This is a genomic window from Blastomonas sp. AAP53 (assembly GCF_000331245.1).
Classification (GTDB): Bacteria; Pseudomonadota; Alphaproteobacteria; order Sphingomonadales; family Sphingomonadaceae; genus Blastomonas.
In genome coordinates this window covers 239,507-254,657 of record NZ_ANFZ01000009.1, presented here as the reverse complement: position 1 = coordinate 254,657, position 15,151 = coordinate 239,507, and the positions used below count along the sequence as shown (strand labels likewise).

The following is a 15,151-nucleotide window of genomic DNA, read 5'->3' as shown; positions in this document are numbered from 1 at the left end:
GTGTCGTTGATCAGAGCAGGCCGGCCATCACGCCTGCGGTATCGACCATACGGTTCGAGAAGCCCCATTCGTTGTCGTACCAGCTGATCACGCGAACCAGCTTGCCGTCGATCACCGCGGTTTCCAGGCTGTCGATGGTCGAGCTGGCCGGATCATGGTTGAAGTCGATCGAAACCAGCGGCTCGTCGGTATAAGCCAGCACGCCCTTGAGCGCGCCTTCCGATGCCGCCTTGAGCGCACCGTTGATTTCCTCGACCGTGGTATCGCGGCCCGGCGTGAAGGTCAGGTCGACCAGGCTGACGTTGGGGGTCGGCACGCGGATCGCCGATCCGTCGAGCTTGCCCTTCAGTTCAGGCAGCACCAGGCCAACCGCACGCGCAGCGCCGGTGGTGGTGGGGATCATCGACATGCCAGCCGCGCGTGCACGACGCATGTCGCTGTGGATCTGGTCGAGGATCTTCTGGTCGTTGGTATAGCTGTGAATCGTGGTCATCAGGCCGCGCTCGATACCCACGAGATCGTTCAGCACCTTGGCCATCGGCGCGAGGCAGTTGGTGGTGCAGCTGGCGTTTGACACGACCAGATCATCGGCGGTGAGCACGTCGTGGTTGACGCCGAACACGACGGTCTTGTCCGCGCCACCGGCAGGGGCAGAAATCAGCACGCGCTTGGCGCCTGCGGTCAGGTGCGCGCTGGCCTTTGCCTTGTCGGCAAAGAAACCGGTGCATTCCAGCGCGATATCCACGCCCATTTCGCCATGGGGCAGCTTGGCGGGGTCACGTTCAGCGGTCACCTTGATCGCCTTGCCATTGACGACCATCGTATCGCCCACCGCTTCAACGGTGCCGGGGAACGGACCGTGCACGCTGTCACGCTTGAACAGCAGGGCGTTCGACTGGGCATCGCCCAGGTCGTTGATCGCGACCAGTTCCAGGTCATGATCGGTGCGCTCCAGAATGGCGCGCGCGACAAGACGGCCGATGCGGCCAAAACCATTGATTGCAACCTTGACTGCCATCGGAAAATTCTCCTGCGATTGATGTCGTAAAAGCGGGTTTATGCCTGGCCGAGCGCGGCGCGGACGGCAGGCGTGATCTTGTCGGCGGTCAGGCCGAAATAGTCGAACAGCGCCTCTGCCGGAGCCGATGCACCAAAGCTGTCGATCCCGAAGCTCAGGCCATCACGGCCGACATAGCGATCCCAGCCGAAGGTCACGCCGGCCTCCATCGACACCTTCAGCACGTCGGCGGGCAGCAGATCGGCGCGGTAGCTTTCCGGCTGCGCGTCGAACAACGACCAGCACGGCATCGACACGACGTCCGCGCCAATCCCGGCGGCTTCCAGCGCATCAGCGACGGTGAGCGCCAGCGACACTTCCGAACCGGTGCCGATCAGTACCACCTGGCGCTTGTTGCCCGCAACCTTGATGCGATAAGCTCCGCGTGCGCACTGGTTGCCGTCGGCTTCCGAACGACGGAACTGCGGCAGGTTCTGGCGGGTGAGCGCAAGAACGCTGGGGGTGGACGATGCCTGCAGAGCCAGCTCCCAGCACTCGGCGGTTTCCACCGCGTCGCCAGGACGGAAGGTCAGCAGATTGGGCATGATGCGCAGGCTCATGACATGCTCGACCGGCTGGTGCGTCGGGCCGTCTTCACCCAGACCAATACTGTCGTGCGTCATCACATAGACCACGCGCTGGCGCTGCAAAGCCGACAGGCGGATCGCGGCGCGGCAATAGTCGGCAAACACCAGGAAGGTGCCGCCATAAGGGATCACGCCGCCGTGCAGCGCCATGCCGTTCATCGCAGCGGCCATGCCGAACTCGCGAATGCCGTAATTGACGTAGCGCCCGCCGTAATTGGCCGCGCTTAGCACCGCCATGCCAGCGGTCTTGGTGTTGTTCGATCCCGTAAGGTCGGCCGAACCGCCAACGGTTTCGGGCAGGCGCGGGTTGATCGCTTCGAGCGCCAGTTCGGATGCCTTGCGGGTCGCGACCTTCTGCGGTTCGGCCAGCAGCGAGGCAATGTGCTGCGAGAGGCTGAACCCTGCAGGCAGTTCGCCCGCCATCCGGCGATTGAATTCGCTGGCCTTGGCCGATGCCGACAGACGATCGGACCATGCAGCATGCTCGTCTGCACCGCGACGACCGAAGACGGCCCAGGCATCCTGGATATCCTGCGGAATGGCGAACGGCGAATGCTGCCAGCCCAAAGTCGCGCGCGCGGCGTCGACTTCTGCAGCGCCCAGCGGCGAACCGTGCGTGGCCGAGGTACCCTGCTTGTTGGGCGCGCCCTTGCCGATGATGGTGGCGCAGGCAATCAGCGACGGACGCGGATCAGCAATCGCTGCGTCCACGGCAGCGCGAATGGAGGCCGGATCATGGCCGTCGCAATCAACGACGTGCCATCCGGTGGCAGCATGACGCGCACGGATGTCTTCGCTGGTCGAAAGGTCGGTCGCGCCATCGATGGTGATGCGGTTGTCGTCCCACAGTACGTTGAGATGCCCAAGCTTGAGGTGTCCGGCGAGCCCGACCGCCTCGTGGTTGATGCCCTCCATCAGGCAGCCGTCGCCCGCGATCACCCAGGTGCGGTGGTTGACCAGATCATCGCCGAATTCGGCGTTCAGGTGCCGCTCGGCCATCGCCATGCCGACTGCCATCGCCAGGCCCTGACCCAGCGGGCCTGTGGTGCATTCGACGCCCGGCAGTTCGAAATTCTCCGGGTGGCCAGCGCAGGGGCTGTGCAACTGGCGGAAGTTGCGGATGTCCTCGATCGTCGGACGCGCGTAGCCGGTCAGGTGCAGCAGCGAATAGATCAGCATCGATCCGTGGCCTGCAGACAGGACGAACCGGTCACGGTCCGCCCAATGCGGCGCTGCGGCGTCGAACTTCAGATATTCGCCAAACAGCACTGTGGCAACATCGGCCATGCCCATCGGCATGCCGGGGTGACCACTGTTGGCGGCCTGGACTGCATCCATCGACAGTGCACGAACGGCATTGGCGAGATCTTGAAATTGAACGGACATCGCCCTTTGTAACTCCCAACTGATCCTTGATCAGGCCCATGTCGCCAGCGCGGAATGTGGTTCAATCACCGCAATCTGTGCCGGTCGAGTCGGCTTCGGGGTCACCCTTTGGTGTCCATGGTGGATCGCGTCAAGTTCTGCGGAACGCTCACAATGGCAAATCATTGCTTTTGTCCCATTTGATGTTAAGGTCATTCCATGGCAAATGAACGACTTATTCTTGCTATCGGACAAATGGAACGAGCTTTGACGCGGCTTGAGACAGCGCAGGCCAGGCTGGCCGCGACTCCCCAGGCGTCCGTTTCAGCAACGGACAGCGAATTGCAGGCGCGGCATGACCAGCTCAAGGCGGCGGCCGCCGATGCCCTGGCTGGCATCGACTCCCTCCTGGCCAAGGCAGGCTGAGCATCATGCCTGACATGCGCCTCTCGATCGCCGGCAGAATCTACAGCGTGACCTGCCAGCCAGGCGAAGAACAGCATCTGGCAAGACTGGGCTCGATGCTCGATGCAGCGGCCCGCAAGGCGGGGGCTTCGGGTGGACTGACCGAAACGCGCGCGCTGCTGTTTGCCGGATTGCTGCTGGCCGACGAACTGGCGGAATCGCAGGATCGCGCAGCGGAGGCGCTGGCCGCAACTGCGGCTCAGGCACCAGCGCCAAAAGGTCAGGGCGATCTGCTGGCGCATGACAATGATGGCGAGCTGGCGGCCCGCGCGATCGAGAAGCTGGCACAGCGTATCGAGAATCTCGCCGCAGGGCTTGAGAAGCAGACCCAACAGCCCTAGATTGATCCTGGGACTGCCTGGTACGAGCTGCAGAGAACATCCCTGAGGCGATACATCTTCCAAGGGAGCTGTCCCTGCCCTGGCTCCGGCCAGAGGTACACGGCGCCCACCTGACGTTACTGGCGTCAGAGGATATTCCAGCAAACGGCCAAGGCGGTTCCACCCTTTTGCCTGACGCGCTCAGGCCGCTATCAGCACCAGACGAGAACGGGCCCCCCTTGAACGCCGTGATTCATCAGAAGCGTGACCTGCGCCGCGCGATGCGCGCTGCACGTCTCGCGCATTGGCAAGCGCTGCCCGATGCCCATCGTGCCCTCATCTTCGGGCGCCCCCCGCGCGCGATTCTTCCGCTGATCGATCCGGCAGAGGTGGTCGGCCTCTATCATGCCGTCCCTGGGGAGGTGCCGACCGAGCGCTATGCGATGCACATGCTCGACCTCGGCAAGATGATCGCCCTGCCCTGGACGCGCGACCCATCAGGCCCGATGACCTTCCGCCTGTGGACCGGATCGCACGAGACGCTGGAAAAGGGCCCATGGGGCCAGCAGCCGCACAACGCGATGCCCGAGGTGACTCCCGATGCCCTGTTCATGCCGCTGGTCGCGTTCGATGCCGCACTGAACCGGTTGGGCCAGGGCGGCGGTTATTATGATCGCTGGTGCGCTGCGCACCCTGGCACGCGCCGAATCGGCCTGGGCTGGACCGTGCAGCAGGCTGACGCTGTCCCCACCGATGATCACGACATGCCGCTCGATGCGGTGATTACCGAACAGCAGGTGCTGCTGCCCATCCATGAGAGAATCCTGCCATGAAGCCGACCCTGCGCAAGCCAGTGGGCATTTTTGCCATTCTGGGGATCATCATCGTGTGGGCGGTCATCGTTGCCAGCTTTTCGAGAATCATCGGCAACTGGCACATCGCGGTTCAATCAGTGATCTACTGCATCGCGGGAATCGTCTGGATCGCGCCGATGCGTCCGCTGATGATCTGGATGGAAACCGGGCGCTGGCGCGCCTGACACCTGCCCTCTGCTTCGGGCTCAATGGCCGCCTGCCGGCGGATATATCCGTGGGAGTTCCAACACGTGCGAGTGACCATTATTCCGGAGTGAAATCCGGGCCAAATGGCGCGAGTGACGGGGCTCGAACCCGCGACCTCCGGCGTGACAGGCCGGCGCTCTAACCAACTGAGCTACACCCGCATCGTGTTGGAGCGCGGCTGATAGAATTGACCTGCCTGCCTGTCAACAGCTGTTTCAATTTTTCCTGCCAATGGGCGAAAGTGGCTCTGTAGGCGGGGTTTCGCTGTCGCGGGGGTGGCGCGTCAGCGTTCCCGATTCGAACAGGAAACCCGCAATGTCCGGCTTGCCTGCGGCTGCAACGACCGTCTGGATGATGATCAGCAGCGGCACGGCGAGCAACGCGCCAGTCGTGCCCCAGACCCATGCCCAATAGCTCAACGAGACGAGAATCAGCAGCGGGTTCATCGTCAGCCTGCGACCCAGCACCGCCGGGGTGATCAGATTGGCTTCGACGAGGTGGAAGACCACCTGGACGCTGGCGGGAATCAGCGCGGTCCAAAGATCGCCAAAGCTCATCAGCCCGCCCAGCGCCAGCAGCACGGCCGCCAGCACCGGTCCCAGATAGGGCACGAAGTTCAGCAACGCGACAATGCCCCCCCACATCGCCGGCGATTCCATGCCGAGCATCCACACCACCACGCCCACGGATAGGCCCAGCAGCAGGTTGATGACGGTGATGGTGGTGAGATAGGCCGAGGTTGCCGAAACGACGTTCTGGATGACCCGTGCAGTCGCCATGGCACCAGTGAAGCTGCCTCGGCTGCTAATTGCGTTCTCGCGCAGCTTGGTCCAGCCAGCGAGAAAGAAGAAAATGAGCAGGATCACGAACGCCATCTGCAGCGCGACAGCCGGCGCGGCGCTGGCAAACAGGTCGAGCACCGATTCGGGAGAGCTCGTCGCTGCCTTCTGCGCGCGCACCATAGATCCTGACACCAGCCGGGTGGTTTCGTCGATGAACCTCTGCAAATCCGAATACAGATCGATCAGCGGCGCAAGATTCTCCATGATCTTGGGAATGCGGTCGGGCAGCAACAGGAACCAGTCGGCTGCTGGCACGACGATGACCGCCAGCGCGCCGTTGGCGATGGTCAGGAACAGCACCAGGCAGAGGAATGCCGCCGCCATCGAGGGCAAACCGCGCCGCTCCATCCATTCCAGCGCCGGCACAAGGGCGATGGACAGCACGATCGCAACGGCCAGCGGCAGGAAGAATTCCGCCCCCGCCCGCATTGCGAAAGGAAATGCGAGAAACAGCGCAATGCCTGCGATGAGGGCCAATGCCGCCAGCAGGCGGTCGCGCCGCAATTCGTCGGAAACCGTGCGATCAGGAAGGGGTAAAGACATGAGAAATCCAGGCCCTTGGCCCGCAAACCGAGCCGTCGGGTTATATCTGCACGGTTTGTTTGCGACAATCCAGCGGCATCGATTTGGTCATGCGATTCGCGTTTGGGTGATGCGCGTTAACCATATCTTCGCCCCTGCATCGTAGCGTTTTGGCCAGCCGGAGAATCCCGGCGGGGGTAATTCGGGGTAAGGAATGCTGCTGCGCACCGCAATCGCGCTGTCCGCACTGCTGGCGCCAGTCATGGCAACAGCAGCGGATGATGTTCGGACGAAATCGTCCATCTTCGTCGAACGGATCGATCCGCAAGGCACCGGCGCACGCCGCGTGCGGCTGGAGCCTGCCCGGCAGGTCAGTTCGGGCGAGCGGCTGATCTATGTGGTGGAATACCGCAACACCGGCAACAAGCCTGTCCAGGGCTTCACCGTCACTAACCCCCTGCCCCGCACCGTTCGCCTCGACGAGACCGTCGACGGCAGCGAACTGGTTTCGATCGACGGCGGTCGCAGCTGGGGTGCGTTATCCGAGCTCAAGGTTCCGCTCGGTACCGGCAGCTGGCGCCCAGCCAATCCCGAAGACGTCACCCACCTGCGCTGGCGCGTTGGCGACCGGTTGATGCAGGGCGAAACCCGCCGCGTCACCTTCCGCGCGATCGTGCGCTGACAGGCCTCCCCGCCCGCAAGCGGGAGGGGAAACAATCGCTTCAGTCCGCAAAGATGTAGATCGGAGTCTCGATCCGGCGCTTGAGTGCCTGAACGAAGCTTGCCGCATCATAGCCATCGACCACGCGATGATCGCATGAGATCGACAGGTTCATCATCTTTCGGATAACGACCGCGCCATCGACCACCATCGGGCGTTCGACGATCTTGTTCGGGCCGATGATCGCGACCTCGGGCCGGTTGATCACCGGCGTCGTCGCGATGCCGCCAAGCGGGCCCAATGACGTCAACGTCAGCGTGGAACCCGAAAGCTCCTCGCTCTTCGCCTTGCCGCTGCGGGCCGCATCGGCCAGCCGTGCGATCTCGCTCGCCATGTCCCAGACGCTTAACGATTCCGCGCCGCGCAGAACCGGCACCATCAGGCCAGCATCGGTCTGCGTCGCGATGCCGAGGTGCACCGCGCCAAAGCGGGTGACGACATTGGCCTCGTCGTCATAGCGGGCATTGAGCATCGGATAATCGCGCAGCGTCTTGCAGATTGCCGCGATCAGGATCGGCAGTGCGGTCAGCTTGGGGCGATCGCCACGGCCCGCGTTCATCTCTGCGCGCATATCCTCCATCTTCGTCACGTCGATTTCCTCGACATAGGTGAAGTGCGGGATGTTGCGCTTCGATTCGGCCATGTTCTGCGCGATGCGCTTGCGCATGCCGATGACGCGGATTTCCTCGTCCGCCGCACGGCCAGGACCGGCGCGGGTGCCGCCATAGTTGAGATAGGCGTCAAGATCGGCATGGCGGATGCGCGTGCCCTCCGACGGACGTACCTTCGCCAGATCGATGCCGAGGTCGCGCGCGCGCTGGCGCACTACGGGCGATGCCAAAACCTTGGCGGACGCATCAGCCTCGATCACTGCTGGCGCAGACGCTGCCTTGGGCGCTGCCGGAGCGGGCGCAGGGGCAACGATGGGCGCGGGCGCCGATGCAGCTTCCTCGACCGGGGGCAGCTTGGGCGTTTCCGCTTCGATCGTTTCGGGTTCAGGAGCGGTTTCGGTTACCGGTTCGCCCCCGGCATCGCTGCCTTCGCCCTCGATCTCGATTTCGACCAGCATCGATCCGATGGCGATCACATCGCCCTCGGCACCCGCCACCTTGATGACCGTGCCGGAGACCGGTGATTCCATCTCGACGGTGGCCTTGTCGGTCATCATGTCCGCGATGCGGCCGTCTTCCTCGATCCGGTCACCGATCTTGACATGCCAGGCCACGATTTCCGCCTCGGCAATGCCTTCGCCGATATCGGGCAGGTTGAAGGTAAAAGTTGCCATGGCGGGTCAGTCCTTCATGATCTTGGCAATGGCGCGACCGATGCGGATCGGGCCGGGGAAATACGCCCATTCCAGGCTGTGCGGATAGGGTGTGTCAAAGCCGGTGACGCGCTCGACCGGCGCTTCGAGGTGATAGAAGCAGCGCTCCTGTACCAATGCCGACAATTCCGCGCCAAAACCGCTGGTGCGGGTCGCCTCGTGGACGATCAGACAGCGTCCGGTCTTCTTCACCGACGTCTCGATCGTCTCGATGTCGAGCGGCAGCAGGGTGCGCAGATCGATCACCTCGGCATCGACGCCGTTTGCTTCGACCACCGCCTGCGCGACATGCACCATCGTGCCATAGGCCAGGATGGTCAGCGCCTCGCCTGACCGGACGATGTTCGCCTTGCCCAGCGGGATCCGGTAGTGTCCGGTCGGGACCTGTGATGCCGCGTGCTTCGACCAGGGTTCGACCGGGCGATCATAATAGCCGGTGAACGGGCCGTTGTAGATACGCTTGGGCTCGAAGAAGATGACGGGGTCATTGTCTTCGATCGCCGAAATCAGCAGTCCCTTGGCATCATAAGGCGTCGACGGGATCACCGTCTTGAGGCCCGCGACATGCGTGAACAGGCTTTCGGGGCTCTGGCTGTGCGTCTGGCCGCCAAAGATGCCGCCGCCAAAGGGCGAGCGCACGGTGATCGGCGCGATGAATTCGCCCGCCGAGCGGTAACGCAGCCGCGCGGCTTCCGAGATCAGCTGGTCGATGCCGGGGTAGATATAATCGGCGAACTGGATTTCAGGGACGGGACGCAGGCCATAGGCCCCCATCCCCACCGCGACGCCGACGATGCCGCATTCGCTGATCGGCGTGTCGAACACGCGGGTCTTGCCGAACTTGGCCTGCAACCCTGCGGTACAGCGGAACACGCCGCCGAAATAGCCGACGTCCTCGCCCATCACCACGACATCGGGGTCGCGCTCCATCATGACATGCATGGCGCTGTTGATCGCCTCGATCATGTTCATGGTCTTGATCGCCGCATCTTCGCCAGCAGCATCGGTCATTGCGCCTTCGGGCATCACTTCGGCCATTTTGCGGCCCTTTCTTCCAGCGCCTGCGCCATCTGCTCCTGCAGATGCCAGGGCAGTTCCTCGAACACATCCTCGAACATCGTCTCGAACGGCTGGTGCATGCCGTGGCCGAGCACGCCGTTCTTTTCGGCCTGCTTGGTCGCGGCCTTGACCATCTCGGCGAGCTCCAGATCCATCGCCGCGTGGCGTTCCTCGTCCCAGATGCCCAGGCCAATGACGTGGCTCTTCAGGCGGTGGATCGGGTCACCCAGCGGCCACTCGGCGCTTTCCTGCGCGCTGCGATAGGCGGATGGGTCGTCGGAAGTACTGTGCCCTTCGGCGCGATAGGTGAAGTGCTCGATCAGCGTCGGGCCCTTGTTCGACCGTGCACGTTCGGCGGCCCAGCGGGTGGCCGCATAGACCGCCAGCGCATCATTGCCATCGACGCGCAGCCCGGCGATGCCATAGCCGATCGCGCGCGCGGCAAAGGTCGTGCGCTCGGCGCCTGCGAACCCTGAGAAGCTGGAAATCGCCCACTGGTTGTTGACGACATTGAGGATCGTTGGCGCGTTGTAGACAGAGGCAAAGGTCATCGCGCTGTGGAAGTCGCCTTCCGCCGTCGAGCCTTCGCCGCACCAGCAGCTGGCGATCCGGGTATCGCCCTTGATCGCGCTCGCCATCGCCCAGCCCACCGCCTGCGGATATTGAGTCGCAAGGTTGCCCGAGATGGTGAAGAAGCTCAGTTCCGGCACCGAATACATGATCGGCAGCTGGCGGCCCTTCAGCTTGTCGCTGCGATTCGAATAGATCTGGTTGATCATTTCGGTCAGCGCATAGCCGCGCCACATCAAAATGCCCTGCTGGCGATAGCTGGGGAACACCATGTCATCGCCCTGCATCGCGGCGGCAGCGGCGACCGACGTTGCCTCCTCGCCGGTGCACTTCATGTAGAAGCTGGTCTTGCCCTGGCGCTGCGCCCGGTACAGCCGCTCGTCGAAGGCGCGGGTCAGCGCCATGGTACGCAGCATCCTGAGCAGGGTTTCGTCCGGCAGGCGCGGGTCCCAGGCCCCGACGGCCTTGTGGTCATCGTCGAGAACGCGCACCAGCCCGAAGCTCAGATTGCGCATGTCATGCGGGGAAGCCGCCTCGTCGGGGCGTGCCATGCTGCCAGCAGCAGGAACGATAACATCGCTGAAATCGACGGGATCGCCGGGGCGCGAGCGCGGTTCGGGAACGTGCAGCGCAAGCGGCGGCAGGTTCGATCTCATAGGACCATCGGCCATCAAAAATCCTCTCGGGTCTGTGCACCGTCAGCCGGAAGAGGCTCTTGATGGCCTTTCGACTAATTGCACCGTCGAGACATATTATTTCAAGATTCGCGATAGGTCAATAGTGCTGCCCTTCACACGGCAACAGGGACCGCGATATGGGCCTGTGGAGCATAATCGCGCACCTCGAAATCCTCGATGCGGTAATCAAAGATGCTGTCCGGTCGGCGGACGAGGTCAAGCTTTGGCGCCCCATGCGGCATGCGTGCCAGCTGCGCCTCGACCAGTTCGCTGTGGTTGAGATACAGGTGCACATCGCCGCCGTTCCAGATCAGCTCGCCCGGCTCCAGGTCGCACTGCTGCGCCAGCATGCGGATGATGAGCGCGGCTGAAAAGATGTTGAACGGCACGCCCAGCGCCAGATCGCACGAGCGCTGGTACAGCAGACCGGTGAGCTTCCCGTTGGCCACGAAGAACTGGTAGGTCTTGTGGCACGGCGGCAGCGCCATCTGGTCAAGCTCGGCGACATTCCAGCCTTCGAAGATATGGCGGCGCGATCCGGGGTTGTGCCGCAGGCTCTCGACCAGTTCGGCGATCTGATTGATCCCTTGCGCGCGCTGGCGGAAGAGCCCCTCGCCCACCGGCTCATAGACCGGCCAATTGACCCATTGCTTGCCATAGACCGGGCCGAGATCGCCCCAGCGCGCGGCGAAAGCGGCATCGGCAATGATGCGCGCCTCGAACGCGTCGCGGTCGATCGTCTCGCCTGTTGCCCTGCGGTAGCTGTCGAGTGGCCAGTCGGTCCAGATGTGCACGCCCTGCGCCACCAAAGGCCGGATATTGGTTTCGCCGGTAAGGAACCAAAGCATCTCGCGCGCTGCGGCCTTCCAGTACACCCGCTTGGTGGTGAGCAAGGGGATCGCATTGTCGGACAGATCGAACCGCATGGTCGCACCGAACAGCGAGCGCGTGCCGACGCCGGTGCGATCGGAACGTTCATGCCCCGTCGTCCAGATCTGTTGCATCAGATCAAGATACTGCCATTCGAAATGGCGCGATTGCGCCTGGTCTGCGGCGCGACTCTGCAATGCGATGTCCATGGCGCGGGGTCTAGCATGGCGCTTTTGCCCATGCCATCGCATCCCCGGAGAAAAGGCAAAATGGTCGCTTGCAAGCCAGCCACAGCGTGGCTATAGGCACGCCCCTGCCTCCCAGGCGCCGCAAGGCACCATGAAGTCTGGGTCGGGGAGTAGCTCAGCCTGGTAGAGCACTGTCTTCGGGAGGCAGGGGCCGGAGGTTCGAATCCTCTCTCCCCGACCATTTATTCCGCGCGCCTCTTCGTGAAGGCAGCGGCATAAACAACCAGCCAAACCCAAGGGTTCGCTGCCCTTGTCCTCACACGCGACAACAACTGCGTTCTGCAAGTCCGGGCCCCGTGGCGGCTACGGCCGTGTCCAGCGTCTTCGAGAATCGTTGCAGTTCCACGCAGCACCCAGCCACCGCCCGCAATCTTATCGCTAAAACCGATTAGAAAGACCATGTTTGATCGTTTCAATCTGTCATGGACCATACCTATGTTAGCGTCATCCTAGACGTTTGACGGAGATGCAATATGGACATGAAGACAAGCACGGCCAGCGGCGGCTGCCCGTTCTCGGCACAGGATGGCGGGGTTCGCTCGCTGCTGGGACGCACCAACCGCGACTGGTGGCCTGACGGATTGCAACTCGACATCCTGACGCAGAACGGCACCTCGCCCGACCCCATGGGGCCGGATTACGATTATGCGGAAAGCTTCAAGCAGCTCGACTATACAGCGCTGAAGGCAGACCTCACCGCGCTGATGACCGACTCGCAGCCCTGGTGGCCGGCCGACTATGGTCATTATGGCCCGTTCTTCATCCGCATGGCCTGGCACTCGGCTGGCACCTATCGCACCGCCGATGGGCGCGGCGGATCGAGCAGCGGTCAGCAGCGCTTTGCCCCGCTCAACAGCTGGCCCGACAACGGCAACCTGGACAAGGCGCGCCGCCTGTTGTGGCCGATCAAGCAGAAGTACGGCAAGCACATCAGCTGGGCCGACCTGTTCATCCTCACCGGCAATGTCGCGATCGAATCGATGGGCGGCCCGGTGTTCGGCTTCGGCGGCGGACGCAAGGACGTGTTCGAGCCCGAGCGCGACGTCTATTGGGGCACCGAGGAGGCCTGGGTCGATACGGGTGCTGAAACCCGCATCCAGCCCGACAAGGGTTGGGAGCTCGAAAGCCCGCTCGCCGCGATCCAGATGGGGCTGATCTACGTCAACCCTGAAGGCCCGGGCGGCGTGCCCGATCCGCTGCAGTCCGCGCGCGACATGCGCCTGACGTTCGAGCGCATGGCGATGAACGACGAGGAAACCGTCGCGCTCACCGCCGGCGGCCATGCCTTCGGCAAGGCGCATGGTGCAGTGCCCGCCGATCAGCTGAGCGGCGCGCCCGAATCCGAAGCGATGCAGCTGATGGGCTTTGGCTGGGCGACCGATGCCGAGCAGATCGAGCGTGGTCACATCACGACCTCGGGCATCGAAGGCGCATGGACACCCAACCCCATACAATGGGGCGGCGACTATTTCCGGCTGCTGTTCAAGTACGATTACGAGCTCGTCCGCAGCCCGGCGGGCGCGCACCAGTGGCAGCCGATCAATCCGGACCCGGAAGACATGGCACCCGACGCGCGCGATCCTTCGAAGAAGGTGCCCACGATGATGACCACCGCCGACATGGCGCTGAAGATGGACCCGGCCTATCGCAAGATTTCCGAACGCTTCCGCGACGATCAGGCGGCGCTCGACGACGCCTTTGCCCGCGCCTGGTTCAAGCTGACCCATCGCGACATGGGGCCCAAAGTCCGGTATCTCGGCCCCGAAGTGCCAGCCGAAGACCTGATCTGGCAGGACCCGGTTCCCGCCGGCACCATGCCTTCGGACGCGGCGGTCGAAGCCTTCAAACTGGCGATCCTGGCGAGCGGCGTGCCGATGGCAGCGCTGATCAAGGCGGCCTGGGCGTCTGCGTCGACCTATCGCCGCAGCGACCATCGCGGCGGTGCCAACGGCGCGCGCGTCCGTCTGGCCCCGCAAAAGGACTGGGCGGTCAACGATCCGGCAGAGCTGGCAATGGTGCTGGCCAAGATCGAGCAGTTGCGGGGCGGACTATCGGTGGCCGATGCCATCGTGCTGGCAGGCAGCGCCGCGGTCGAGAAGGCGGCGCGGGATGCGGGCTTCGATGTCTCGGTACCGTTCCTCGGCGGTCGCGGCGATGCAAGCGCCGAGCAGACCGATGCCGAAAGCTTCGAGCCGCTCGAACCGCGCGCCGATGCCTTCCGTAACTACCTTGCCACCCGGCAGACGGTGAAGACCGAGGAGATCATGCTCGACCGCGCGCATCTGCTCGGCCTGTCGATCCCGCAAATGGCGGTGCTGGTGGCGGGGCTGCGCGTGCTGGGGGCCAATGCCGGCAACAGCAGCAAGGGCGTGCTCACCGATCGTCCAGGCCTGCTGACCAACGACTTCTTCGTCAACCTGCTCGACATGCGCACGGCCTGGAAGACCGTCGACGAGAGCGGCGACGAGGACTTCATCGGCTGGGACCGCGCCAGCGGCGAAACCCGCTGGCACGCGACGCGCACCGACCTGGTCTTCGGCTCCAACTCGCAACTGCGCGCGGTGTCCGAAGTTTATGCCGAACGCGGCAACGAGCTGAAATTCGTGCAGGACTTCATCGCCGCCTGGCTGAAGGTAATGAACGCCGACCGGTTCGATGTGAAGTGAGCTGATAGTGAGCTAAGCGAAAGAAGAAGGCCCGGGCAGCGATGTCCGGGGCTTTTCTGTGGCAGGGCCATTGGCCACAGTATGAAAGACGTGAAATCTAATTGCCAGTTATCTGCCGCAAAATGTGCTCATGTTCACGCAGCGCTAGAATTTTGCGTTGTCGCCGATATCGCAGCCATAATCCAAGGCAGACCGACGGTAGGATCGCAAAAGCCACCACCAACACCAGCTCAGGCAGTTGGGACACAACCAACCTCCCCAAGCTCAGCTGCCAGAGAAAATAGACTGCCATTAGCAGCAACGCTGCCAAAGCGAATGTGAAGCAAATCCGCTCGAGGGCAGTGCTTGGTACAATGGGGCGCTGGAAAGCCATAAGAGTTGAAATTATCAATTCTGCAGGGTCTGTAAACAGCGCTGCCGCTCATATCCCGGTGCAATTTCCGTTACCAGTGCAGCAATGGACCACCACCTCAGCTCAGCCTGAGCCTGTCCAAGGCCCCGCAAGACGGCCTGCGTGGGCGCGGGTCCTTCGACTTCGCGGGCTAAAGCCCGCGGCTCAGGATGAGCGGACGTGGTTGGGAATCACTCCGGCGCTTCCGACTTCACCAGCGATTGCCCGCTCTTGGTCGGGATCGACCAGATCACGACGTTCGCGATCATCACCACCGCGAGCACCAGCATCAGCGCGGGCTGCTTGCGCTGGCCGCGGCGGAAAAGCGCGATCGCGCCGAAGACGAGCGCGATGGAGGTCAGCATGGCGATGGAGAGGACGAAGCTGGTCATGCCCAAGCCCTCTG

General features: G+C 63.2%; 14 protein-coding genes, 2 tRNA genes and 1 other RNA gene. 8 read left to right on the top strand and 9 right to left on the bottom strand.

Going from position 1 to position 15,151, the window contains the following annotated elements; all coding sequences use genetic code 11:
• Positions 1–10: 10 nt before the first annotated feature.
• Positions 11–1,018 (bottom strand): type I glyceraldehyde-3-phosphate dehydrogenase, encoded by a 1,008-nt coding sequence (gene gap / locus D618_RS0108115; protein ID WP_017671005.1) that lies wholly within the window; start codon positions 1,016–1,018, stop codon positions 11–13.
• Positions 1,019–1,056: 38 nt separating this feature from the next.
• Positions 1,057–3,030: a transketolase gene (gene tkt / locus D618_RS0108110; protein WP_026091442.1), complete on the bottom strand. Its 1,974-nt coding sequence runs from the start codon at positions 3,028–3,030 to the stop codon at positions 1,057–1,059.
• A gap of 198 nt (positions 3,031–3,228) precedes the next feature.
• Here tkt and D618_RS19670 point away from each other — a divergent pair, with 198 nt between their 5' ends.
• The 5 genes from D618_RS19670 (at position 3,229) to D618_RS0108090 (ending at position 4,833) form a co-directional block, all read left to right on the top strand.
• The gene (locus D618_RS19670) at positions 3,229–3,435 is read left to right on the top strand and encodes a hypothetical protein (protein WP_152414600.1); all 207 of its coding nucleotides are present in this window, start codon (positions 3,229–3,231) and stop codon (positions 3,433–3,435) included.
• 5 nt (positions 3,436–3,440) lie between these two features.
• Complete coding sequence (locus D618_RS0108100; RefSeq protein WP_017671002.1) at positions 3,441–3,815, top strand: cell division protein ZapA; 375 nt, start codon at positions 3,441–3,443, stop codon at positions 3,813–3,815.
• Positions 3,816–3,822: 7 nt separating this feature from the next.
• A non-coding RNA gene (gene ssrS, locus D618_RS19360) (6S RNA) lies at positions 3,823–3,979 on the top strand.
• 63 nt (positions 3,980–4,042) lie between these two features.
• Positions 4,043–4,627 carry a 5-formyltetrahydrofolate cyclo-ligase gene (locus tag D618_RS18055; protein ID WP_017671001.1) on the top strand — a complete coding sequence of 195 codons (585 nt, stop codon included), beginning with the start codon at positions 4,043–4,045 and terminating at the stop codon, positions 4,625–4,627.
• Complete coding sequence (locus tag D618_RS0108090; protein WP_017671000.1) at positions 4,624–4,833, top strand: DUF2842 domain-containing protein; 210 nt, start codon at positions 4,624–4,626, stop codon at positions 4,831–4,833. Before D618_RS18055 ends, D618_RS0108090 begins: the two co-directional genes overlap by 4 nt.
• Before the next feature lie 106 nt (positions 4,834–4,939).
• Here D618_RS0108090 and D618_RS0108085 read toward each other — a convergent pair.
• Positions 4,940–5,016: transfer RNA gene (locus D618_RS0108085), tRNA-Asp, on the bottom strand.
• A 54-nt stretch (positions 5,017–5,070) separates the two neighbouring features.
• Entirely contained in the window at positions 5,071–6,240 is a 1,170-nt protein-coding gene (locus D618_RS18050; protein ID WP_051041302.1) for an AI-2E family transporter, read from the bottom strand.
• Positions 6,241–6,433: 193 nt separating this feature from the next.
• Between D618_RS18050 and D618_RS0108075 the strand changes: the two genes are divergently transcribed.
• On the top strand, positions 6,434–6,901 hold the full coding sequence (locus D618_RS0108075; RefSeq protein ID WP_017670998.1) for a hypothetical protein: 468 nt from the start codon (positions 6,434–6,436) through the stop codon (positions 6,899–6,901).
• A gap of 40 nt (positions 6,902–6,941) precedes the next feature.
• Here D618_RS0108075 and D618_RS0108070 read toward each other — a convergent pair whose 3' ends face one another.
• The 4 genes from D618_RS0108070 to D618_RS0108055 form a co-directional block, all read right to left on the bottom strand.
• Positions 6,942–8,225, bottom strand: coding sequence for a dihydrolipoamide acetyltransferase family protein (locus D618_RS0108070; protein WP_017670997.1), 1,284 nt, complete (start codon positions 8,223–8,225; stop codon positions 6,942–6,944).
• 6 nt (positions 8,226–8,231) lie between these two features.
• Positions 8,232–9,236, bottom strand: a complete 1,005-nt coding sequence (locus D618_RS0108065; RefSeq protein WP_026091440.1) for an alpha-ketoacid dehydrogenase subunit beta — start codon at positions 9,234–9,236, stop codon at positions 8,232–8,234.
• Between the two features lie 53 nt (positions 9,237–9,289).
• Complete coding sequence (locus D618_RS0108060; RefSeq protein ID WP_026091439.1) at positions 9,290–10,564, bottom strand: 3-methyl-2-oxobutanoate dehydrogenase (2-methylpropanoyl-transferring) subunit alpha; 1,275 nt, start codon at positions 10,562–10,564, stop codon at positions 9,290–9,292.
• A gap of 119 nt (positions 10,565–10,683) precedes the next feature.
• On the bottom strand, positions 10,684–11,649 hold the full coding sequence (locus D618_RS0108055; RefSeq protein ID WP_017670994.1) for a thymidylate synthase: 966 nt from the start codon (positions 11,647–11,649) through the stop codon (positions 10,684–10,686).
• A gap of 143 nt (positions 11,650–11,792) precedes the next feature.
• On the opposite strand from D618_RS0108055, the gene D618_RS0108050 reads away from it, so the two are divergent.
• Positions 11,793–11,869: transfer RNA gene (locus D618_RS0108050), tRNA-Pro, on the top strand.
• Positions 11,870–12,161: 292 nt separating this feature from the next.
• Positions 12,162–14,354 (top strand): catalase/peroxidase HPI, encoded by a 2,193-nt coding sequence (katG, locus tag D618_RS0108045; protein ID WP_017670993.1) that lies wholly within the window; start codon positions 12,162–12,164, stop codon positions 14,352–14,354.
• A 582-nt stretch (positions 14,355–14,936) separates the two neighbouring features.
• On the opposite strand, the gene D618_RS0108035 is transcribed toward katG, so the two are convergent.
• Positions 14,937–15,137: a hypothetical protein gene (locus D618_RS0108035; RefSeq protein WP_017670991.1), complete on the bottom strand. Its 201-nt coding sequence runs from the start codon at positions 15,135–15,137 to the stop codon at positions 14,937–14,939.
• Positions 15,138–15,151 lie beyond the last annotated feature (14 nt).

What these genes read in the sequence shown, in the direction of transcription:
- D618_RS0108090 (WP_017671000.1), top strand. Translation starts at nt 4,624, where the DNA reads ATGAAGCCGACCCTGCGCAAGCCAGTGGGCATTTTTGCCATTCTGGGG.
- tkt (WP_026091442.1), bottom strand. Translation starts at nt 3,030, where the DNA reads ATGTCCGTTCAATTTCAAGATCTCGCCAATGCCGTTCGTGCACTGTCG.
- D618_RS0108075 (WP_017670998.1), top strand. Translation starts at nt 6,434, where the DNA reads ATGCTGCTGCGCACCGCAATCGCGCTGTCCGCACTGCTGGCGCCAGTC.
- D618_RS0108060 (WP_026091439.1), bottom strand. Translation starts at nt 10,564, where the DNA reads ATGGCCGATGGTCCTATGAGATCGAACCTGCCGCCGCTTGCGCTGCAC.
- katG (WP_017670993.1), top strand. Translation starts at nt 12,162, where the DNA reads ATGGACATGAAGACAAGCACGGCCAGCGGCGGCTGCCCGTTCTCGGCA.
- D618_RS0108100 (WP_017671002.1), top strand. Translation starts at nt 3,441, where the DNA reads ATGCCTGACATGCGCCTCTCGATCGCCGGCAGAATCTACAGCGTGACC.
- D618_RS0108065 (WP_026091440.1), bottom strand. Translation starts at nt 9,236, where the DNA reads ATGAACATGATCGAGGCGATCAACAGCGCCATGCATGTCATGATGGAG.
- D618_RS0108070 (WP_017670997.1), bottom strand. Translation starts at nt 8,225, where the DNA reads ATGGCAACTTTTACCTTCAACCTGCCCGATATCGGCGAAGGCATTGCC.
- D618_RS0108055 (WP_017670994.1), bottom strand. Translation starts at nt 11,649, where the DNA reads ATGGACATCGCATTGCAGAGTCGCGCCGCAGACCAGGCGCAATCGCGC.
- D618_RS0108035 (WP_017670991.1), bottom strand. Translation starts at nt 15,137, where the DNA reads ATGACCAGCTTCGTCCTCTCCATCGCCATGCTGACCTCCATCGCGCTC.
- D618_RS19670 (WP_152414600.1), top strand. Translation starts at nt 3,229, where the DNA reads ATGGCAAATGAACGACTTATTCTTGCTATCGGACAAATGGAACGAGCT.
- D618_RS18050 (WP_051041302.1), bottom strand. Translation starts at nt 6,240, where the DNA reads ATGTCTTTACCCCTTCCTGATCGCACGGTTTCCGACGAATTGCGGCGC.
- gap (WP_017671005.1), bottom strand. Translation starts at nt 1,018, where the DNA reads ATGGCAGTCAAGGTTGCAATCAATGGTTTTGGCCGCATCGGCCGTCTT.